19 protein-coding genes are annotated in these 20765 nt (G+C 68.7%); 13 read left to right on the plus strand and 6 right to left on the minus strand.

Annotated elements, in window-relative coordinates:
* The 5 genes from VKV26_18905 to VKV26_18925 all read left to right on the plus strand — a co-directional run.
* A partial coding sequence (locus VKV26_18905; GenBank protein ID HLZ71979.1) for an Hsp70 family protein occupies positions 1-610 on the plus strand: 610 nt, incomplete at its 5' end.
* Between the two features lie 368 nt (positions 611-978).
* Positions 979-2097 carry a molecular chaperone DnaJ gene (gene dnaJ, locus VKV26_18910; protein ID HLZ71980.1) on the plus strand — a complete coding sequence of 373 codons (1119 nt, stop codon included), beginning with the start codon at positions 979-981 and terminating at the stop codon, positions 2095-2097.
* A 191-nt stretch (positions 2098-2288) separates the two neighbouring features.
* Positions 2289-3194, plus strand: a complete 906-nt coding sequence (gene prmA, locus VKV26_18915; protein HLZ71981.1) for a 50S ribosomal protein L11 methyltransferase — start codon at positions 2289-2291, stop codon at positions 3192-3194.
* A gap of 30 nt (positions 3195-3224) precedes the next feature.
* The gene (locus VKV26_18920) at positions 3225-3929 is read left to right on the plus strand and encodes a GNAT family N-acetyltransferase (GenBank protein ID HLZ71982.1); all 705 of its coding nucleotides are present in this window, start codon (positions 3225-3227) and stop codon (positions 3927-3929) included.
* Between the two features lie 7 nt (positions 3930-3936).
* Positions 3937-5082 (plus strand): phosphotransferase, encoded by a 1146-nt coding sequence (locus tag VKV26_18925; protein HLZ71983.1) that lies wholly within the window; start codon positions 3937-3939, stop codon positions 5080-5082.
* A 131-nt stretch (positions 5083-5213) separates the two neighbouring features.
* Here the strand turns inward: VKV26_18925 and VKV26_18930 are convergent, their stop codons facing one another.
* Positions 5214-6470: an LLM class flavin-dependent oxidoreductase gene (locus VKV26_18930; GenBank protein HLZ71984.1), complete on the minus strand. Its 1257-nt coding sequence runs from the start codon at positions 6468-6470 to the stop codon at positions 5214-5216.
* Positions 6471-6714: 244 nt separating this feature from the next.
* Between VKV26_18930 and VKV26_18935 the strand changes: the two genes are divergently transcribed.
* The 5 genes from VKV26_18935 (at position 6715) to VKV26_18955 (ending at position 11597) form a co-directional block, all read left to right on the plus strand.
* A complete protein-coding gene (locus VKV26_18935) occupies positions 6715-7839 on the plus strand; it encodes an LLM class flavin-dependent oxidoreductase (GenBank protein HLZ71985.1) in 1125 nt (374 codons plus the stop codon).
* Positions 7840-8079: 240 nt separating this feature from the next.
* Positions 8080-9273: an acyl-CoA dehydrogenase family protein gene (locus tag VKV26_18940; GenBank protein ID HLZ71986.1), complete on the plus strand. Its 1194-nt coding sequence runs from the start codon at positions 8080-8082 to the stop codon at positions 9271-9273.
* 108 nt (positions 9274-9381) lie between these two features.
* Positions 9382-10125, plus strand: coding sequence for an SDR family NAD(P)-dependent oxidoreductase (locus tag VKV26_18945; protein ID HLZ71987.1), 744 nt, complete (start codon positions 9382-9384; stop codon positions 10123-10125).
* Between the two features lie 95 nt (positions 10126-10220).
* Complete coding sequence (locus VKV26_18950; GenBank protein ID HLZ71988.1) at positions 10221-11099, plus strand: amidohydrolase family protein; 879 nt, start codon at positions 10221-10223, stop codon at positions 11097-11099.
* Between the two features lie 123 nt (positions 11100-11222).
* Positions 11223-11597, plus strand: coding sequence for a hypothetical protein (locus tag VKV26_18955; GenBank protein ID HLZ71989.1), 375 nt, complete (start codon positions 11223-11225; stop codon positions 11595-11597).
* Here the strand turns inward: VKV26_18955 and VKV26_18960 are convergent.
* A complete protein-coding gene (locus tag VKV26_18960; GenBank protein HLZ71990.1) occupies positions 11577-13091 on the minus strand; it encodes a carboxylesterase/lipase family protein in 1515 nt (504 codons plus the stop codon). The genes VKV26_18955 and VKV26_18960 overlap by 21 nt on opposite strands.
* Before the next feature lie 73 nt (positions 13092-13164).
* Positions 13165-13776: a plasmid pRiA4b ORF-3 family protein gene (locus tag VKV26_18965; GenBank protein HLZ71991.1), complete on the minus strand. Its 612-nt coding sequence runs from the start codon at positions 13774-13776 to the stop codon at positions 13165-13167.
* Between the two features lie 127 nt (positions 13777-13903).
* On the opposite strand from VKV26_18965, the gene VKV26_18970 reads away from it, so the two are divergent.
* On the plus strand, positions 13904-14368 hold the full coding sequence (locus VKV26_18970) for a hypothetical protein (GenBank protein HLZ71992.1): 465 nt from the start codon (positions 13904-13906) through the stop codon (positions 14366-14368).
* Complete coding sequence (locus VKV26_18975; GenBank protein ID HLZ71993.1) at positions 14365-14607, plus strand: hypothetical protein; 243 nt, start codon at positions 14365-14367, stop codon at positions 14605-14607. Before VKV26_18970 ends, VKV26_18975 begins: the two co-directional genes overlap by 4 nt.
* 274 nt (positions 14608-14881) lie before the next feature.
* Here the strand turns inward: VKV26_18975 and VKV26_18980 are convergent, their stop codons facing one another.
* From VKV26_18980 to VKV26_18990, 3 genes are all read right to left on the minus strand, one after another.
* The gene (locus VKV26_18980) at positions 14882-17302 is read right to left on the minus strand and encodes a CoA transferase (protein ID HLZ71994.1); all 2421 of its coding nucleotides are present in this window, start codon (positions 17300-17302) and stop codon (positions 14882-14884) included.
* Between the two features lie 114 nt (positions 17303-17416).
* Entirely contained in the window at positions 17417-18412 is a 996-nt protein-coding gene (locus VKV26_18985) for a cyclase family protein (GenBank protein ID HLZ71995.1), read from the minus strand.
* 107 nt (positions 18413-18519) lie between these two features.
* Entirely contained in the window at positions 18520-19281 is a 762-nt protein-coding gene (locus tag VKV26_18990) for an SDR family oxidoreductase (GenBank protein HLZ71996.1), read from the minus strand.
* A gap of 221 nt (positions 19282-19502) precedes the next feature.
* Between VKV26_18990 and VKV26_18995 the strand changes: the two genes are divergently transcribed.
* Entirely contained in the window at positions 19503-20291 is a 789-nt protein-coding gene (locus tag VKV26_18995) for an alpha/beta hydrolase (GenBank protein HLZ71997.1), read from the plus strand.
* Positions 20292-20765 lie beyond the last annotated feature (474 nt).

Consider the following 20765-nt stretch of genomic DNA (forward strand, 5'->3'; position numbering starts at 1 on the left):
CGAGCGGCCGATGGCGGCGGACAACAAGTCGCTGGGCCGCTTCATCCTTGACGGCATCCTGCCGGCGCCGCGCGGCGTGCCCCAGATCGAGGTCAGCTTCGACCTCGACGCCAACGGCATCGTCAACGTCTCGGCCAAGGACAAGGGCACCGGCAAAGAGCAGCGCATCACGATCACGGCCTCTTCGGGCCTCTCCAAGGACGAGATCGAGAAGCTGCAGCGCGAGGCCGAGCTGCACGCGGACGAGGACCGCAAGCGGCGTGAGGACGTGGAGCTGCGCAACAACGCGGACAACCTCGCGTATCAAGCGGAGAAGATCCTGCGTGAGAACGGCGACAAGATCCCGTCCGAGCTGAAGAGCGAGGTCGAGGGCAAGGTTTCGGCCACGCGCGAGTCGCTGAAAGGCAACGACACGGAGGCGATCCGCCGCAACTTCAACGAGCTGTCCGAGTCACTGCAGAAGATCGGGGCCGCGGTCTACGGCGCCGGCGGCGGCACGCCGGGCGGCGACGGCTTCAGCGGTACCAACGGCCAGAGCGGCGAGGGCCACGAACCGGGTCAGGGTCAGCCCGAGGAAGGCACGGTGGAGGGCGAGTTCCGCGAGGTGTAATGCAGGGCGGTCGGCCCTTACCCCCTCTCCCTCTCCCAATCCTGGGAGAGGGAGAGGGGCGATCCTGGGGAGGAAGTTCCGCTGCGGTGTCGGGTTGGCAAGGGGTGGTAGGGGCGCACGGCGTGCGCCCTTCGCGCCGCAAGGCGCGAGCAGCAACGATCGGCCAGTCCAACACCATTCCGGATCGCCCGTCGCCGGATTGCCCCTCTCTCCCAATCCTGGGAGAGAGGGGAAGGGGGAGTGAGGGCCGACAACCCCCGATCCGACACTGATCAGGGCGGACCCGGTAGAATGGAAGCAGCGGCCTCCCGCGGGCCGTTCTTTGCGCAGGACTCGCAGCGCGCAGCGGCAGGGCAGACAGGACGCAGATGGCCACACAGCAGCAGGACTACTACGACGTGCTCGGCGTGCCGCGCACGGCCAGCCCGGAAGAGATCAAGAAGGCCTTCCGCAAGCTGGCGATGCAGTACCATCCCGACCGCAATAAGGATCACGGGGCGGAGGAGCGCTTCAAAGAGGTCAACGAGGCGTTCGAGATCCTCTCCGATCCGGAGAAGCGCGCCGCCTACGACCGCTTCGGCCGGGCCGGCGTGGGCCAGCAGCCGGGCGGCGGCTTCGAGGGCTTCAGCAATTTCGGCGGCTTCGGCGACATCTTCGACGCCTTCTTCGGCGGCGCCACCCGCCAGCGGCGCGGCCCGCAGCGCGGCGCCGACCTGCGCTACAACTTGACCCTGACCTTCGAAGAGGCGATCTTCGGCGCGGAGAAGGAGATCGAGGTCAGCCGCACCGAGCAGTGCGCCTTCTGCGGCGGCATCGGCGCCGAACCGGGCAGCAAGCCCGAACGCTGCCCCAGCTGCAACGGCAGCGGCGAGGTGCGCCGCGTGCAGCAGAGCATCTTCGGCCAGTTCGTCAACGTCACCGCCTGCGACCGCTGCCACGGCGAGGGGCGCGTGGTCACCAACCCCTGCCAGAAGTGCCGCGGCACGGGCCGCGAGCGCAAGTCGCGCAAGCTGCAGGTGCGCGTGCCCCCGGGCGTGGACAACGGCCAGCAGCTGCGTCTCTCCGGCGAGGGTGAGGCGGGCGCGCAGGGCGGCCCGGCCGGCAATCTCTACGTGCTGATGCAGGTGCAGCCGCACGAGATCTTCAAGCGCGACGAGGACGATATCATCCTCGACCTGCCGATCAACGTCGCCCAGGCGGCGCTGGGCGACGAGTTGACGATTCCCACAATCGACGGTACGACGCCACTGAGGGTTCCCGCCGGCACGCAGTCGGGCCGCATCTTCGAGCTGAAGGACAGAGGCGTGCCGCATCTGCGCGGCGGCGGCCGCGGCAGCCAGGTGGTGCGTGTGCGCGTGGTCACGCCCACCAACCTCAGCAGAGAGCAGCAGCGGCTCTTCCGCGAGCTGGCCCAAAGCCTGGGCGAAGCGACGATGCCGCACGAAGAGAAGGGCTTCTTCGACCGCATCAAGGACGCCTTCGGCTGATCGGCCCGCATCCCCTTCCCCTTCTCCCAATCGTTCACATCGCGCGGAGCGCGATATCGGATGGAGAAGGGGCGATCCGGTGCCCGGTGCTCCGGCCGGTTTGCGGTTAACCGAACGTTCCCCCGATTCAGAAGTCCAGAACTCCCCTCGCCCAGGATTGGGACCGTGAGATTGACCGGGGGTGAGGGCCGATGGACTGGCTCGAACTCTCCGCCGAGGCCGCCACTGAGCAGGTCGAGGCGTTGTACACGGCTCTGGGCGACATCGCGGGCGGCGCCAGCATCGAAGAGCCGATCGTGCCGCTGGGACCGGAAGAGGGCGTGCGCCGCGAGCCGTGGCGGCCCACTATTGTGCGCATCTATCTGCCCCGCGACGCGCACCTCGAGGAACGCCGCGCCGCTGCCGGTGCCGCCGTCGCGGCGCTGCCCTTCGCGGTCGAGCTGCGCGAGCGCACAGTCCATGAAGAGGACTGGGCCAACGCCTGGAAAGAGTTCTTCCAGGTCGAGCGCATCGGCCGGCGGCTGGTGGTGCGGCCGTCGTGGCGCGCGTACGCGGCGCAGCCCGGCGACGTCGTGCTCGATCTCGATCCGGGCATGGCCTTCGGCACCGGCCAGCACGAGACGACGCGCATGTGCCTGCTCGCCGTCGAAGAGCTGACGCGGCCCGTCATGCATGTGCTGGACGTGGGCTGCGGCTCCGGCATCCTCGGCATCGCTGCCGCGCTGCTCGGCGCCGGCGATGTCGTGGCCGTCGACACGGAGCCGGTCGCGGTCGAGGCGACGGCAGAGAACGCCCGGCGCAACGGCGTGCAGGACCGCCTGCGCGTGGCCGAAGGCAGCCTGGACGAACGCTGGCCCTTCGTGGGGGGGCCGTCTGCCGACTTCGACCTCGCGCTCGCCAACATCCACGCCGCGGCGGCGATCGCGCTGGCGCCCAACCTGTTCGCGGCGCTGCGCCCGAGCGGCGCGCTCGTCGCCTCCGGCATCATCGCCGAGCGGCTGGACGCCGTGCTCGTGGCGCTTGCTGCCGCCGGCTTCGCGTCGCCCGACGTTCGCGCCGCCGGCGACTGGCGTACAGTAGTCGCGCGGCGGCCGTGATCGGTCGCCCCTCCCGCAGCGGAGCCGCGAGTGAACGACGACGAACTGCTGCGCATCGGCGCGGACACGAGCTTCACCTACGACACCCGCGGCCGCATGTTGCTCAGCAACGAGCCCCGCGTGCAGGAGCGCCGTCCCGCGCCGCGTCTCGTCCTCGGCTGGACAACGACCGCGTACGTGCTGCGCCTCAGCGCCACCGTGCCTGACGATCTGGCGCAGCGGCTGAGCGAGATCATTGAGCGCCAGCCGCCTGCGGGCGATCTGCGCACCACGCCGGCCGCCTCGGTGGCGCTTCGAGCGGCGCTGGAAGCGCACGCGCCGATCACCGGCGAGAGGCGCGGCCCTGCTTATCGCTTCCCCGCGTCTATCGGGCCGTTGGGGGATGCTATCCGCATCACGGCGTCTAATCGCCAAATTGCGCGCGACACGTTCCCCTGGCTCTACGACGAGTACGCCGGCTGGCGGCCGTGTTTCGCCGTGGTGCGCGATGGGGCGGCGGTCTCGGTCTGCTTCAGCTCACGCATCGGCACGCGGGCGTGCGCAGCCGGCGTTGAAACCCTGCCGGAGTTCCGCGGCCACGGCTACGCCGCCGCCGTCACCGCCGCCTGGGGAACCGCCGTGCGGCAGGCGGGGCTGCTCCCGCTCTACAGCACGGCGTGGGACAACCTCGCCTCGCAGGCCGTCGCCGGGAAGCTGGGGCTGACCATGTTCGCGGCAAACGTGAGTTGGGCGTGAGCCTCGCATGGTGAATGTGCCCGAGCCCGCCAGAGAACTCCTCTCCGCCCGGCTGCCGGCAGCCGTCCGGGACGCGCTCGGGGAGCCAACCGCGGCGTTGGGCACGTGGGACGTGGTGCCGCTGAAGGGCAGCCTCGCGACCCTCACAAGCGCACGGTCGGTATTCCGCGTACGCGGGACCGCCCGCACAGGCTCTACGACGCGGCCTTGGAGCCTGGTGCTCAAGGTGCTTGCCCCGACGCCGAGTCAGGATGACCCGGCCCGCGCCGACTACTGGCGTCGGGAACAGGCTCTGTACGGCAAGGATGTCCTCACCGCCCTTCCCGCAGGACTGCGAGCACCCCGGTGTTACCGGTGTGATGATCTGAATGGGGTCGTCTGGCTGTGGCTGGAGCCTGTCCATGACAGCTCCGAGCGTCCGTGGAACCTCGCGCGCTGGGCAGGAGTGGCGCGGCAACTCGGACAGTTCAACGGCGCCTATCTCGCCGGCTGGCCCCTCCCGCAGGCGCCGTCGCTCGGGGGCCGGCGGCTGCGCACCTGGTTAGAACGGCATCGCCCGCTGGTCGCCCGGATTGCTGCTGCCCCCGACAACCCTGCCGTTCGTCGCTGGTGGCCCCGCTCAGTGGTGACCGGCCTGCTCCAGCTGTGGGAAGAACGCAACGTGTTCTGCGACGCGTTGGAGCGCCTGCCCCAGACGTTCTGCCATGGCGACGCGATTCCGCGGAATCTCCTCACCCGGCGCGCCACGGACGGCTCGGCCGAGACGGTCGCCATCGACTGGGAGTACGCCGGCTGCTACGCGGCCGGAGAAGAGATCGGGCAGTCGCTCTCAGTCGCCGCGGCGTTCTTCGACGTGGAGCCGGCCGACCTGCCGATGCTCGATGAAACGCTCCTTATCAACTATCTCCAGGGATTGCGCGACGCCGGCTGGCGCGGCAACACGTTACACGTGCAGTTCGCGTACAAAGCCCATGCAGCCCTTCGCAATGCCTTCAATGCCGTGGGCACAACCGTCCCAAACAGTGCAGCGCAGGCAGCGGCGCGTCATGTCTACGGCCGAAGTTGGGAGGAGCTGGCAGAGCGTCGCGCCGCGGTACGTCCATTTCTGCTCGAGTGCGCGGCGTCGGCCCGGCGCTGCCTGCAATCGTTGTGAAGCGCGAAGCTCCGAGGCGCTAAAGCGGTACGAGCCGGTCGCGCCGAGTCTCGCAGGCAGGCGTGGCGGACCACTACGCCTCCAACACCCGTTCACGAGGGTGGCCGCCGTGCGGTCACGCCACGGCTGGCTCAGTCCGCCGGCGCCGCCGCAAGCCCTGCCGCACGCTCGGCGGCGGCGACGCGCTGCTGGCTGACCTGCGGCGTCCAGTGGTCGGGGTACTCGGCCCAGACGTCGCGCAGGTGCGGAATCACCTCTTTGGCGAAGAGATAGGTGTTCTTGCGCGCCGTCTCCTCGCTCAGGTTGCCAATGTGCGGCGTGGCGATGATCTGACCCACGCGCAGCTCTTTCACCATTTCGCGCATGCGCTGGCGCACGGTGGCCGGGCTGCCGGCGATGATGAAGCCCTTCTCGTCGTACTCTTTAAAACTCAGCTCGCCCTTGTACGCCCTCTCGCGGTCGGGGTTCGCCTGCGCCCGCTCCAGCTCCCAGGCCATCGACTTCGGGCTGCGATAGCCCGGCGCGCTGGTGAAGCCGCGCGAGACGCGGTTGGTGAAGCGGTAGAAGTAGCGCACCGCATCGTAATAGTCCTGCTCCGCCTGCGCGTCCGTTTCAGAGACGCAGACGATCTGGGTGAAGGCCATGCGATGCGGGTTCATGTTGCCGTTGTGATCGGCGACGTAGTTCCAGTACTCGTCCACCACGGGCTTGGCCGAGCGCATGCCGGAGAAGGAGAGATGGCCGTAGCAGTAGTCGTGCTCCAGGACCAGGTCCCAGGTCTCGATGCTGCCGCTGCACGGCACCCAGATCGGCGGCAGCGGCTTCTGCACCGGCCGCGGCCAGGGGTTCACGTAGCGCAGCTTGGTGTACTTGCCGTTGAAGGCGAACGGCTGCTCCGCCTGCCAGGCCCGCAGGATCAGCTCGCGCGCCTCGGCGAAGCGCGGGCGCAGCTCGGCCGGCGGCACGCCGTAGGAGTAGACCGAGTCCATCGCCGTGCCGTAGACGAAGCCGGCGATCAGCCTGCCTTCCGAGAGGCAGTCGAGGTACGCCATCTCCTCGGCCACGCGCGTGGGCGGGTTGTAGAGCGCCAGGCTGTCGCCGATCACGAGGATCGCCGCGTTCTTCGTGTTCTTGGCAAGCGAGGCGGCGAGCAAATTTGGCGAAGGCGTCATCGCGCCCGCCGTCTGGTGGTGCTCGTTCACGGCCAGCCCGTCGAAGCCGACCTCGTCGGCGTACTCCATCAAGTCCAAAAACATGCGGTACATCTGCCCGGCCTTGCGTCCGTCAAGCAGTTGCGGCGGCGGCGTCACCCAGGCCGTCGGGTAGCTGCGGTCGAAGTCGGCGGGCAGGTGGGGATAGGTGACCTCGGCAAACCAGTGGAACTTCATGCTGCGCCCCTGTACGCGGCAGGCACTCGGCAGCCGGCCGTTTCGGCTCGTTCTCGCTGCGATGATACCGGTCGGGCGCCGCAAATGTACAGGCACGGCTGTTGTGATTCAGTGCTTCTCACGGCCCACCATTTGCGAATCTCAGCGAATTACCCCCTGATGAATTGACTTTCTCTCGCGTCGTGGGTAGGCTACGGCTGGTTTCACGGCGACGCCCGGCGCCGGCCGGCGAGAGAGGACCGCCATGAAGTTCGGCCTGTTCTACGAGCTGATCGCCCTGCGCCCGCACGACGAGGAGGCGGTGCAACGCGCCTACTGGCAGGCGCTCGAGCAGATCCAGTACGCCGAGCAGATGGGCTTCGAGTACGTCTGGGAGACCGAGCACCACTTCACCGAGAAGTTCTCCTACTCTTCCGCGCCCGAGCTGTTCCTCACCGCCGCCGCGGCTCGCACCTCGAAGATCCGCCTGGGCCACGGCGTGGTGCTGCTGACGATGAACCACCCCGTGCGCGCGGCCGAACGCGCCGCCGTGCTCGATCTGCTCTCCAACGGCCGGCTGGAGTTCGGCACCGGCCGCGGCACCTCTGAGGCGGAGCTGGGCGGCTTCAACATCGACCCCGAGATCTCGCGCGACATGTGGGAAGAGGCGCTGCACATCATTCCCAGGATGTGGACACAGGACAGCTTCGAGCACCACGGCCGCTTCTGGGAGGTGCCGCCGCGCAACGTGCTGCCCAAGCCCGTGCAGAAGCCGCACCCGCCGCTCTGGGTCTCGGGCGTCAGCCCGCAGACCTTCGAGATCGCCGCCGACAAGGGGCTGGGCGTACTCTCCTTCTCGCTCAGCGCGCCGGGACAGTCGGAGAAGGCGGTGGCGATGTACAAGCAGCGGATCAAGAACGCCGAGCCGGCCGGCAGCTTCGTCAACAACAACGTCGCCGCCTTCACCGTCACGCTCTGCCTGGAAGACGACGCCGAGGCGAAGCAGGTGGGCGGCTTCGCGGCCGGCGCCTACAAGATGGGGGCGCAGTCGCTTTACGGCAAGTGGGCGAAGGCCGAGGGCGCCTGGCGCGCCTGGTACGGCCGCGACTACTTTACCGAGGTGGAGACGCCGGCCGACGAGATCGACGCGATGGTGAACGACGCCGTCGTCTGCATCGGCGACCCCCAGCGCTGCATCAACGTGATCAAGCACTGGGAAGAGATCGGCGTGGACCAGATCATGTGCCTGATGCAGGCGGGCCGCATTCCGCACGAGAAGGTGATGGAGTCGCTGCGCCTCTTCGGCGAGCACATCATCCCCTACTTCAAGAAGCGGGCCGGCGAGGAGGGTGGCCCTCATAGCCCCCTTCCCCTTCTCTCCCATACATAACCGGGTTGAGACCGCGACGGGCTGAGTGCTGAAGGGGAGAGAAGGGGCGATCGTGGGGTGTTGGCGCTGAGTTGGGTTGGGCTCCCAAAGATTGGCAGGGGCGGTTCGTGAACCGCCCGTCGCGGCACAGCCGCGACCAGTAGCGCGCCGCTGCATCGGAATCGCCTGAATCCTCCAACCCAGGATCGCCCCTTTCTCCCATCGCGATGGGAGAAAGGGGAAGGGGATAGGGGCCAGCTCATGGACTTCCACTTCTCCGCCGAGCAGGAGCAGATCCGCGCCGACATTCGCGCCTTTCTGCGCGACAATCTGCCGGCCGAGAATGAAGAGTCGCCGGTCGGCACGGAGTGGAGCGGCGATCCGGACGAGTGGGCGGCGGCGCTCGCCTTCAACAAGAAGCTGGCCGCGCGCGGCTGGCTCACGGCGCACTGGCCCAAGGAGTACGGCGGCCTCGGCCTCGGCATCATGGAGCAGGTGGTGCTGCGCGAGGAGATCTCCTACCGCCGCGCGCCGGTGCTCAACGCCAACGGCCTCAACATGCTTGGCCCGGTGCTGATGCTCTACGGCACGGAAGAGCAGAAGCGGCAGCACCTGCCCGGTATTGCCAGGGCGGAAGTGATGTGGGCGCAGGGCTACTCCGAGCCGAACGCCGGCTCAGACCTCGCGTCTTTGCAGACGCGCGCCGTGCGCGAGGGCGACGAATACGTGCTTAATGGCAGCAAGATCTGGACGGGCCACGGCGCCACGGCCGACTGGATCTTCGTGCTCGCCCGCACCGACCCGCAGGCGCCCAAGCACAAGGGCATCTCCTTCTTCCTGCTGCCGATCGACTCGCCCGGCCTCAAGGTCATCAAGCTCCAGTCGATGACGAACTACGTCCACTTCTGCCAGGAGTACTTCGAGGACGTGCGCGTGCCGCGGCAGAACCTGGTGGGCGAGGAGAACCAGGGCTGGTACATCGGCGCCGCGTTGCTCGACTTCGAGCGCTCCGGCATCGGCAGTGCCGCCGGCATGCGCCGCACGCTGGAAGACCTGATCGCCTTCGTCAAGGAAAACGCCGCGGTCGGCCGGCCCGCCACGGCGGAACGGCGCGAGCAGATCCGCCGCAAGATCGCCGACCGCTGGATCGAGACGGCGATCGGCCGCAACCTCTCGTATCGCATCGCCTCGGTTCAGGCCGCGGGCAAGATCCCGAACTACGAGGCCTCGATGGGCAAAGTCTTCTCGTCGGAGCTGGGCGCGCGCCTCGCCTGGACCGGCTTCGAGGTGCTCGGCCTCTACGGCCACCTGCGCGAGACGGACAGGTACGCGAAGCTGCGCGGCCGCTTCGGCCTGGGCACGCAGACCTACCTGACCTCGACGATCGGCGGCGGCACCAGCGAGATCCAGCGCAACATCATCGCCACGCGCGGGCTGGGGCTGCCGCGGGGATAGGGACGAGGAAATAGAACGGAGGAAAAACGGAGGACATAGGGAATACGGGAAGTGCAATCCTCGTTCCTATTTTCTATTTTCTATCTCCTATTTCCTCCGGAGGAGCACATGCCCGATCGGCTCGCTGGCAAGGTCTGCATGGTCACGGGCGCCGGCTCCGGCATCGGCGCCGCTATCGCCCGCCGCTTCGCCGCCGAGGGTGGGCGCGTCTTCCTGCTCGACCGCGCGATCGAGAACGCGCAAACGGTCGCGGCCGAGATCGGCGGCACGGCCGAGGCGCGGCAGCTCGACGTGCGCGACGCGGCGCAGGTGAAGAGCACGGTCGCCGGCGTGAACGCGGCTGCGGGGCGCATCGACGTGCTGGTGAACGTCGCCGGCATCACCCTGCTCGACGACACGCGCATCGTGGACATCCCCGAGGAGACGTGGGACAGCGTGATCGCCGTGAATCTGCGCGGGCCGTTCCTGGTGTGCAAGTACGCGCTGCCCGTGATGATCGCCCAGCGCGGCGGCGTGATCATCAACATGTCCTCGCAGGCGGGCTTCGGCGGCGGCACGGCCTACGCCTCGGCCAAGGCGGGCCTCAACGCAATCACCAGAGGCATCGCCCGCCAGCACGCCGGCGACGGCATCCGCTGTTGCACGATCGCGCCCGGCGCGGTGCAGACGCCGATGCTGGAACAATCGAAGCGGAAGCTGGGCGAGGGGATCGTGGCGCCGCGGCCGGGCGTGCTGAAGCCGGTGGGCACGCCGGAAGAGGTCGCCGCGCTTGCCGCCTTCCTCGCCTCGGACGAGGCCGCCTACATCAGCGGCACGATCTACGCGATCGACGGCGGCGCCAGCCAGCACTGAAGCAAGGCGCAGGTTGAAGGGCGTAGGGCATGGGAATCCCAAGCCGATCGACGTATCCCTCTCCATGGAATGGAGAGGGGCAGGGGTGAGGTGACATGGCCGAGATCTCGCCGGGGGAATACATCGACGTCTGGGTGAACATGCCCTCCGCCGAGCGCCGCGAGGAGATGGACCCCAACATCATGCGCTGGTTCGCCAAAAGCTCGCCGGATGTGCTGGGCGGCGTCACGCCGGCGCAGATGTTCGCCAAGATGGACGCGGCCGGCGTGCAGACCGGCCTGCTCACCAGCGGCATCGGCCCGGTCTACAAGAACCCCTATCTCGGCGGCTTCGAGGACTTCACCATCGCGAAGTTCCGCGAGATCTGCCAGAAGATCGCCGACGTCTGCAAGCAGTTCCCCGGCCGCTTCTACGGCGCCTGCATGCTCGACCCCACGCAGGGCATGGACGCCGTGCGCATGCTGGAGATCGCGGTCAAGGAGTACGACTTCCGCGCCGGCCGCCTGTTCGGCGCGCTCACCAACACGCCGCCCAACCACCCGCTTTGTTACCCAATCTACTGCAAGGCGATCGAGCTGGACGTGCCGATCACGGTGAACGTGGGCGTGCCCGGCCCGCTGCGCTTCGCCAAATTCCAGCGGCCGATGGACCTGGACGACGTGCTGGTGAGCCTGCCCGAGGCGAAGGTCGTGATGACGCACGTCGGCCACCCCTGGCATTTGGAGACCGTGGCGCTCCTGCAAAAGCACGCCAACGCCTACCTGATGACCTCCGGCTGGGCGCCGAAGCACGTGCCGGCGGAGATCGTCCACCTGATGAACACGCGCGGTCAGCACAAGGTCATGTGGTCGGCCGACTACCCGATCCAGACCTTCGACCGCTGCATCAAGGAGGCGCACGAGATGCCGCTGCGCGACGGCATGCTGCGCAAGTACATGCGGGAGAACGCGCTCAACGTCTTCAAGCTTGGATAGGGCGCAGTGCGCAGTGCGCAGAGCGTAGCTTGGAGTCCTAACGGTCCACAGTTCCCCCCTCTCCATCTGAGATCGCGCTCCGCGCGATGGAAAGCCCTGGAGAGGGGGCCAGGGGGTGAGGCCATGGCAAAGCACCTGTTCGTCGTGCTCAGCAACGCGGTGGCAGGACAGGACGAGGCCTTCAACACGTGGTACACCGAACGGCATCTCGGAGACATTCTCAAGATACCCGGCTACGTGGCCGCGCAGCGCTTCAAGCTCTCCGAGACGCAGCTCAGCGAGGATCCGCCGCCGTATGGCTATCTGGCGCTCTACGAGGTCGAGGCGGACAACGTCGAAGAAGCCCGCCGCGCCATGGCGGAGAACGTTGGTGGAGGGCTGTACATCGACCCTTCGATAGACCTCACCCCCGGGCGCACCGTCGCCTGGTTCTATTCGCCGATCACCGAGCGGTTGACAACCGCGACGGCGCAGCGATCAGAGCAAACCGTCCCATAGCCGCCGCTCGGCGCCGTCCGGGTCGTTCTCCACGCGGCAGTCGACGTCGAAGATCAGCGTTGCGCGGCTGCCGCTCTCGTAGGCCGGCCACGAGGGCAGGCCGGCCGCGTTCGGGTTGCCGCCGCGGGCGAAAGCGATCCAGGCGGCCTGCATGCGGTCGGCCAGCGGCTGGCGATCCGGGCGCTCGCCGGTGAAGGTCGTGCTGCCCGGCGCATTCAGGTTGTTCCAGACGAACGGAATCTCCAGCGCGTGGCAGGCGCCGAGCTTGCCGTCGAGCGCCGGCGACTGGTAGTCGAAGCGGTACATCCACACCGGCGCGCCCTGTTTCTCCTGTGTCTCCGCCAGGCGGACCGCCGGGATGCGGAAGACGCGGTCGCTGAGCAGGTGCGTCCACGCCTCGACCTTCGACTCATTCGGCCGGCCGGCGGCGTAGGCGTCGGCCAGCTTCACAAACGTTGCTTCGCCCGCCTGCGCGGCGCCGCGCTTGCGGAAGCCATCCTCCGTGCCCATGCCTGGGTCCAGCGCCGAGAACAGCTTCATCTCGTCGAGGTTCGTGCCGATCAGCAGCGGCACGCCGGCCGCCGAGCCGCTCGCCACCGCCGCCAGCGGCTGCCGCGGCAGCGCCGTGCCGTCCACCACGGGCTGCGCGAAGAGGCCACCACCGCTCGCCGCGGAGCTGATTGCCAGCTTCGCCTGCCCGGCGAGGATCTGCTCGACCGACAGCTCGCGCAGCGCCGCGACGTTTCTCGCCTCGACTTCGAGCGTCTTCAGCGCCTCGCGGGCGATCTGCGTGGCCGCCTCTGCGCCGCGCACGTTGTGCGCCGCACCGGATTGCAGGATCGCCTTGTGGAAGAGGCCCTTGGCGCTCGGCGTGCCCAGTAGCGTGCCGACGCTCATGCCGCCGGCCGACTCGCCGAAGACCGTGACGTTGTCCGGGTCGCCGCCGAAGGCCGCGATGTTCTCGTGCACCCAGCGCAGGGCCGCCACCTGGTCGAGGATGCCGAGGTTGCCGGTCGAGGCGAACGACTCGCCGCCCAGTTCGGCCAGATGCAGAAACCCGAGCAGCCCGAGCCGGTAGTTGATCGTGACCACGACCACATCGCCGTTGCGGGCGAAGGCGGCGCCGTCGTACCAGGGCGTCGAGCCGGAGCCGCCGGTGAAGGCGCCCCCGTGAATCCAGACGAGCACCGGCCGCGTGGCGCCGTCCGCCGCGGGCGACCAGACGTTGAGGTAGAGGCAGTCCTCCGAGCTGGGCTGCTGCTCGCGGCCGAAGAGGTTGTTGAGCGGCGAGGGCAGCTGCGGCGCGGTGGGGCTGAAGGCGGTGGCCTGGCGCACGCCGCTCCAGGCCGCGGGTGGCTGCGGCGGCCGGTAGCGCAGCGCGCCCACCGGCGCGGCGGCGAAGGGCACGCCCTTCCATACCTGCACGCCGTTCTCTTCGTTGCCTTGCAGCCTGCCGTACTTCGTCTCTACCAGCGTCGATCGCGTCGTCGTCATCGAAGCATCCCCTCATTCGCCAGCGTTTCGGTGCCAGCGTACTGCTTCGGGGTGAGCGCCGCCAATCTCTGCCCTATCGAGGTCCGACCACTTCCGCTTGCGCGAATTGCTGCAGGCCGCGGTTGACGGCGGCGAGATCGAAGGCCTCGGGGTCAAGCGGCCGCTCATTGGTCCATTCCATGGTCCATTCGAGCAGCTCTTCATGGTCCGGATGAGCGGGATCAGCCACGGCTTCGATGAGGTTCGCCCAGCCCCACACGCCGCCGCAGTCCTCCAGCGGGCAGCGACGGCGGCCGGTCAGGCAGGTTGGATACTGCTTGCCCTCTTCGGCCGGCAGAATCTTCTCCAACAGAACCTCGTGGTCCCAGCTATCGCCGAAGTCATACTGATACTGCAGCTTTGTGCCTTCGCGCGGGAGCACCTTGTTCAGGCGTGCCTTCTCCTCGTCCTTCATCTCTCCCCAATCGTCCCATTCCGGGTCCGGTACGCCATATTCGGTGCGACCGATGCGGAAGGCGTGCAAATGCGAGTCGTACCAGCCCATCACGACCTGCAGCACGTCATGCAGTTCTCCGAGGCTGATCTCTTTGCGCACCTGGAAACGACGCCAGATCGGGGGCCGTATCCCCTTCAACGTGACCTTTAGCTGGTAGATCGCGGGCTGCGAACGCGTCGTGCGAGGCATGGCCGGCCTCCAGTGAACCAAGGACTGAGCAAGCACGGGGCACTGCCAGTGTACGCCGGCCATACCGCTCCCCGGCCATGCGACAAGGGGCGTAGATGCGGGTTGCAACGTGCGAGGAGCCGGGGGCATGACGCCGGACGAGATCCGCGAGATCGAGCAGTACGCCGCCAGCGGCCAGCCGGTGACGGCCGAAGCCGCCCAGGGCGTGATCCGCCTCTTCGATCTGCTGGCCCGACACCGATCTACTGCCTCGTTCGTGCCGCTTGACCCGAACGAGCGGTTGGCGCTCGCCTGCCGGGCGGCGCAGTGGCCCGAGGAACGGCTCGCCGGCATGCTGCGCGCCGCCGAGCCAGCGGTGCGGCCGTTGCTGCTCGGCACGCTGGGCAAGCTCGCGCACAACCTCGGCCCCGGCGGTGGCGACAACCGCAGTGGCGACCGCGCGCCCGGCCCCAGGCCACGCGGCGGCCCGCCCAGCTTGGCCGTGACGAAGCCCCTACCGCGAGACGATCAAACCGAAGCGCGGCAGCGCGGCGAATGGCTGGTCCGCGTGGTGCCGGTAGACTGGAACGGCGAAGGGAGCGAGGCGTCGTGACTACTATGGCTGAACTGCACCGCCTGATCGACGAACTGCCGGACAACGCCACGGCCCAGGCTGCCCGACTGCTGCGCACGCTCCGCGACCCGCTAATGCAGGTGCTGCTCGATGCGCCGGAGGACGACGAGCCCACGATGCCGGAAGAGGACGCCGGCGCCGCCGAGGCGCGCGAGCAGTACCGCCGTGGCGAGGGACGCCCTTGGGGAGACGTACTTCGCGAGCTGCTTGGTGAGTGAGGAGCAGCGCTGGCCGGTAATCGTCTCGCCGCGCGCAGAACGGGATCTGCGGAGCATTCCCAGATCGGAGGTTGTCAGACTTTCGACTGCAATCGACAGGCTTCGCGACGGGCCGTTCCGTGGCGACGTTCGCAAGCTTGCGGGCCATACGAACGAATGGCGGCTTCGGGTCGGCGATTCGCGTATCCGCTTCGAACCAGATGCAGCATGACGAACGCTCGTTGTTCTGCGCGTCATTCCCCGCTCCCGCGCATAGCGCAATTCAGGCGGAGCCTCAGTACAGCACCCGCGCCGCCAGCAGCCGCTCGTACTCGGCGCGGGAGCGGCCCAGGAGCTGCATCACGACGTACTCGTTGTCTTCGCCCATGCAGGGCGCCGGCTTGCGCACGGAAAGCGGCGTGCCGTGCAGTTGCCAGGGGATGCCGGCGTGCTGCTGGCGGCCGGCTTCGGGATGCTCCAGCCGCACGTAGAAGCCGCGTGCGTTCAGGTGCGGGTCTTCGGCCACCTCGCGCATGTCCATCACCGGCGCGGCGGGGACGCCCAACGCCTGCAACTGCTCCGTGATCGCCCAGGCGTCGCGCTCGCGTGTCCAGGCAGTGACGATCGCTTCCAGGTCGTCCTCGTGCGCCTTGCGGCCGGCCCGCGTGGCGAAGCGTGGGTCCGCCGCCGCCTCGCCCAGCAACGGGGCCAGCCGCGCCCACTCGGCCTCGTTGCGCACGACGATGCTCACCCAGCGGTCGTCGCATTTCGCGCGGAAGATACCGTGCGGCGCCAGCCACTCGTCGCGGTTGCCGCGCCGCGCCGGCTGCTCGCCGCGCATCGTCCAGGGCAGAATCCCTTCCGGCAGAATGCTGAGCATCGCCTCCCACTGCGAGACGTCGATGTACCGCCCACGGCCCGTTTCGTGCCGCTTCCACAGCGCCGCCAGGATCGCCACGGCCGCGTGCAGGCCGCCGTTCGGGTCGCCGTAGGAGATGCCCACTTCCGCCGGCCCGCGCCCGGCGTAGCCCGTAAGCTGGCCGAGGCCGCTGATCATCGTTAATGGCGTACCGAAGGCGACGCGATCCTTGTACGGCCCGGTCAGGCCGTAGCCGCTGAGCGAGGCCATGACCAGGCCGGGATTGATGCGTGAGAGCGCGTCCCAGCCGAGGCCGAGCCGGTCGACCACGCCCACGGCGTAGTTCTCGACGAAGACATCGGCCGTGGCGGCCAGCTCGCGCGCCAGTTGCATCGCCTCCGGCTGCTTGAGATCCAAGAGCACGCTGCCCTTGCCCTGGTTCCACTGGTTGAAGCTGCCGCCACGGTTCAAGCCCGGCTCGTCGTTCGCGTAGGGCGGCACGCGCCGGTTCATGCAGGGCCGGAGATTCGATTCGATGCGTATCACCTCGGCGCCCAGGTGCGCGAGCTGCAACGTGCAGTACGGCCCCGCCCACATCCAGGACATATCGATCACGCGCAGGCCGGCGAGGGGGGGCGTTGAGGGCGTGGGGCGTGGGGTGTAGGGCGCAGGGGGCGCGACCGGCTGCCAGTGGACGGATCCCGCCCCACTGTCACCTGTCACCTGTAACCTGTCACCTGCAGCCGGCGCCCAGGGCGTCTCGGAGAGGAGGTACGGCGCGCCCGGTATGGTGATCGCGCCGGCGACCGGATCGCGCAGGGTGACGAAGTAGCCGCGCTCCTGCAGATGCGGCGAGTGCACGATGTCCGCGATCGTGGAAACGGGCGCGAAGGGCAGCCGCGCCTGCGCCGCCAGGTCGAAGACCTCCTGCACCGTGCGCTCTTGCAGCCACTCCTCGATCAGCGGCGTGAGCGCGTCGTGGTGCTCGCCGCGCTTGAAGCGATCGCCGAAGATCTCCCAGCTCGCCCACTCGGGGTCGCCCATCACGTGCACGAGGGCGTCCCACTGGTGCGGGTCGGTGGTCATTACGAAGATCAGGCCGTCTTTGCAGCGCATGATGCCCATCGGCGCGCTGGTACGAATCCCGAGGCGGCTGGCGACGCGGCCGGTGTAGGTGTAGGTCACCAGCGCCAGCTCCAGCGCCGCGGCGATGCACTCCTGGCCGGAGACTTCGACCAGCTGGCCGCGGCCGTCACGGCGGCGGGCGTGCAGGGCGCCCAGCGACGCGACAGCCGCGTGGACGGCCGCCTGGAATTCGGCCTGCTGCCCGAAGGCGGCAAGCGGCGGCTCATCGGTGAGCGGACTGTTGCCCGGCGTAATCGAGGCCCAGCCGCCTGCGGAGACGACGGTGAGATTGGCGCCCTGCCAGCGCGCGTGCGGCCCGCTCAACCCGAAGGGCGTGATCGAGGTAACGACCAGGCGAGGAAAGCGCGCGGCGAGCGCGTCGTAACGCAGCCCCAGCCGCTCGATCTCCTCGACGCTGAAGTTGTGGATGAAGACGTCGGCTCCGGCAAGCGTGTCATGCAGCGCGGCGTGTCCGGCGTCGGCCGCGAGGTCAAGTGTGACAAGCCGCTTCCCCGCGTTGAGGTAGAGGAAGAGGCCGCTCGCCTCCGGGTTGCCTTCCAGGCCGCGCGGAAAGGGTCCGCGCCGCCGCGTCTCGTCACCGTCCGGCGGCTCGACCTTGACCGCCTCGGCGCCGAGGTCGGCCAGCAGCTTCGCCGCGTAGGCCGCGGAGACGCCGCTGCCCGCTTCGACCACGCGTAGGCCGGCGAGCGCGGACCCGGTTTGTGCTTCCATGTTTCTACGAACAACCTTCGTGAGCAGGAAATAGTCTTGAACAGGAAATAGAATGAAGAAAATAGGAAATAGGGACGGCACTCCCCTATTTCCTGGTTTCTATTTCCTCACCTCTCACTTCAGCGCGATCGGATTAATCGGCGAGCCGACGGCGCCGGTGACGCGCAGCGGCGGCGCCACAAGCTGGAACTCGTAGACGCCGTCCCGGGCGCAGTCGGCGCCGAGCGGGTCTAAGCGCCACAACTCGCCGAACATCAGGCCCATGTCGCGGATGCAGAGCAGGTGCAGCGGCAACACGCCGACGCCTTCCACCTGCGAGGGCGCAACCTCCACGGCGATATTGTCGCAGGCGACGGCGGCGATCTCGTGCTCGTGCAGCCACTCGGCGCAGCGCCAGCTCAGGCCGGGCGAGCCCATCATCCACTCCGTGGCGTTGCTCGTCTGCTCAAACAAGCTGTACCAGCCCGTGCGCACGAGGACGATGTCTCCGGACGAGACGGCGACGCCCTCGGCCTGCGCCACGGCGTCCAGCTCTTCTGGCTCGATCGGCGTGTTGGGCGGCAGGTGCGGCAGCTTGCGATACTGAGCCACGTCCAGCAGCACGCCGCGGCTGACGATGCCCTTCACGTCCACCTGGTCGATGCTGTCCTTCGTCGCGCCGAAGCTGGTGACGGCGGCCGCCGGAAAGCCGTTGTACATCTGGTCGTCGTAGTAGACGTGCGAGAGTGCATCCCACTGCGTGCTGCCCTGCAGCGCCATGATCACGAAGTCGTCGTTCCAGCGCAGCGGCCCGGCCTCCCAGGCGTGGACCATGCCCGCCTCGACGGGGCCGCCCCAGCCCTTCAAATGCTCGCTGAGCGTATTGGCGTCGCCGCCGTCGACGTACATCAGGTGAATGGCGTTGCGGCGGAAGCCGTCGCCGCCCCAGGGTCCGTAGCGATCGATGTTCAGGCCCAGCGCAAAGGTCTTGCCCTGCTTCACCAGCCCGGCGGCGCGTGTGATCACCTCCGGCGTAATGAAGTTGAGCGTGCCGAGCTGGTCGTCCTTGCCCCAGCGGCCCCAGTTGCGCACGCGCTCCGCCACGGCGCGCCACTCGTCCATCGTCGCCAGCCGTCCAGCAGTCGTGGTCATGGCCTCACCCCCCGGCCCCCTCTCCAGTTTCCCATCGCGCGGGGCGCGATCTCGGATGGAGAGGGGAGGCTATGGTACTTGGTTTCTTAATGGCCGGTGGCGCCGCCGTCGATCGTGTAGGTGGCGGCGGTGATGAAGGCGGCTTCGTCGGAGCACAGAAAGGTCACGAGCGCGGCGACCTCCTCGGGCCGGCCGATGCGCGGCACGCGACCGGGTGCGATCGGCAGGTTGGTCATGCCCAGCTTCTCGAAGCTGCGGTGCATCATCGGCGTGTCGATCGGGCCGGGGCAGATGGCGTTGCAGCGGATGTTCTTCGCCGCGAACTGGTAGGCGACCGCGCGGGTCAGCGCGTTGACGCCGCCCTTACTCGCCGTGTAGGCCGTGCCGCCGCCGCCGCCCAGCGCCGCGCCGGAGGACATGTTCACGATCGCGCCGCCGCCGCTCCGCTCCAGCTCGGGCAACGCCGCCTTGCAGAGCAGGAAGAGCGCCTTGACGTTCACCTCCCAGGTGCGGGTGAAGACCTCTTCCGAGACGCCGAGGATGTTCGTGTCGGAGAACTCGGAGACGCCGTGCATGTTGGCGAGCAGGTGCACCGCGCCGAAATCCTGCATCGCCTGCGCCACGACGCCGCGGGCATCGTCCCCGCGAGAGACGTCGGCCACGGCGCCGTGCAGCGTGCCGCCGGCGGCTTTGACCATGCCGATCGTCTCCTCCAGCCCCGCGCCGTTGACATCGACGGCCAGCACACGGGCGCCTTCGGCGACGAAGCGCTGCGCCACAGCCCGGCCGATGCCCGAGGCGCCGCCCGTCACGATCGCCGCCTTGCCGGCCAGCCGTCCGTCAGCCATGGCTTCTGCCTCCTTGCCCGCCGCGCGCCACGGACCACGCCGGGGCTGCCGCCGTGGTGCGCCGTCGCATTATAGAAATAGCGAAGCGGATCGGCGCAAGATCTTGTGATCCGCAATCGTTTTGCCCGGTGTACTATCGATCCGGCGCAGCGGGCTGCATGCCGCCCGCGGGCGCCGCGCCCGTCCGGCCCGACCGAGACGCCGCGGGCACGAGGCTCTCGATGGCGACGCTCACGTCCGTTTCCCTGGCAAACGCGGCCTTCACCATCCGCGTCTGGAGCGAAGGCGCCGGCCGCGCGCTGCTGTACCTGCACGGCTTTGAGGGTCACCCCGGCGACGCGCCCTTCCTGCAACGGCTGGCGCAGGGCCGGCGGGTGATCGCGCCCGAGGCGCCGGGCTTCGGCGCATCGGCCGACATCGAGCAGATCGACGACGTGCTCGACCTGGCGCTGTTCTATCGCCAGCTGATCGAAGCGCTGGGGCTTGGCGAGGTCGATCTGATCGGGCACTCGCTCGGCGGCATGTTCGCCGCCGAGATCGCGGCGATCTGCCCGCAGCACGTGCGGCGGCTCGTGCTGGTTTCGCCCTTCGGCCTCTGGCTGGAAGAGGCCGAGATCCCGGACTTCCTGGCGATGAGCGCCGGCCAGCTCGCCCGCGCCGCCTGGCACGACCCGGAGTCGGTGGCGGCGCAGACTACGCTCGGAGGCGGCACAAACGGCGCCTCGCCCGTGGCCACCGCGGTGCAGCGCGCCAGCAACCTCTCGGCCGCCGGCAAGTTCCTCTGGCCGATCCCCGACCGCGGCCTGCACAAGCGGCTGCCGCTGATCGCCGCGCCGGCGCTGGTGGTGCGCGGCGCCTCGGACAAGCTGATCCCGGCGCCGTACGGCAAGGCCTTCGCGGGGCTGATCCCGCATGCCCGCCTGGTGACGATTGCCGACGCCGGCCACACGCCCCAGGCCGAGCAGCCCGACGCCTTCCTCAGCGTCGTCGAGCCGTTTCTGGCGGGCTGACGGCCGCGAGCCATCGCGCCGGTACGGCCGATGCGGCCGAGTTCAAGCTGCCGGCGGTTACATTCTGATATCACGCTTTCCGATACGGTGTGCGGGGCGCCCTGCCCCGTCGAAATACCACCCCCGCGATCTCCATAGCCCCACGCCTGCGATCCATCGAACCGCCGAGCCGGCCTTTCCCTGGACCGTGCCTGGAAACCACGACCAGGCTCGGCCCGGTCGATTCCCGGGCCGCGGCGCGCCGTCTGCTCGCCGTGCCGCAGCGGCGCCAGCGCGGAACCCGATGCTGAGCACCGCCGATATCGCGGCCTCGGCGCCCTGGCTGTTGCCCGGGCTGTGGGTGAGGGTGCATGTGCTCGAGCGCCTGCGCTGAAGTCCGGCTGCCTGCTCCTGCAGGCGAAACGCGCCGCGCCGCGGACGGCTCGCTGTCGCGGGCGCACAACGATGCCGACGATACCAGAGAGCATCGCAGCC

The organism is Dehalococcoidia bacterium, from assembly GCA_035310145.1.
GTDB lineage: Bacteria > Chloroflexota > Dehalococcoidia > CAUJGQ01 > CAUJGQ01 > CALFMN01.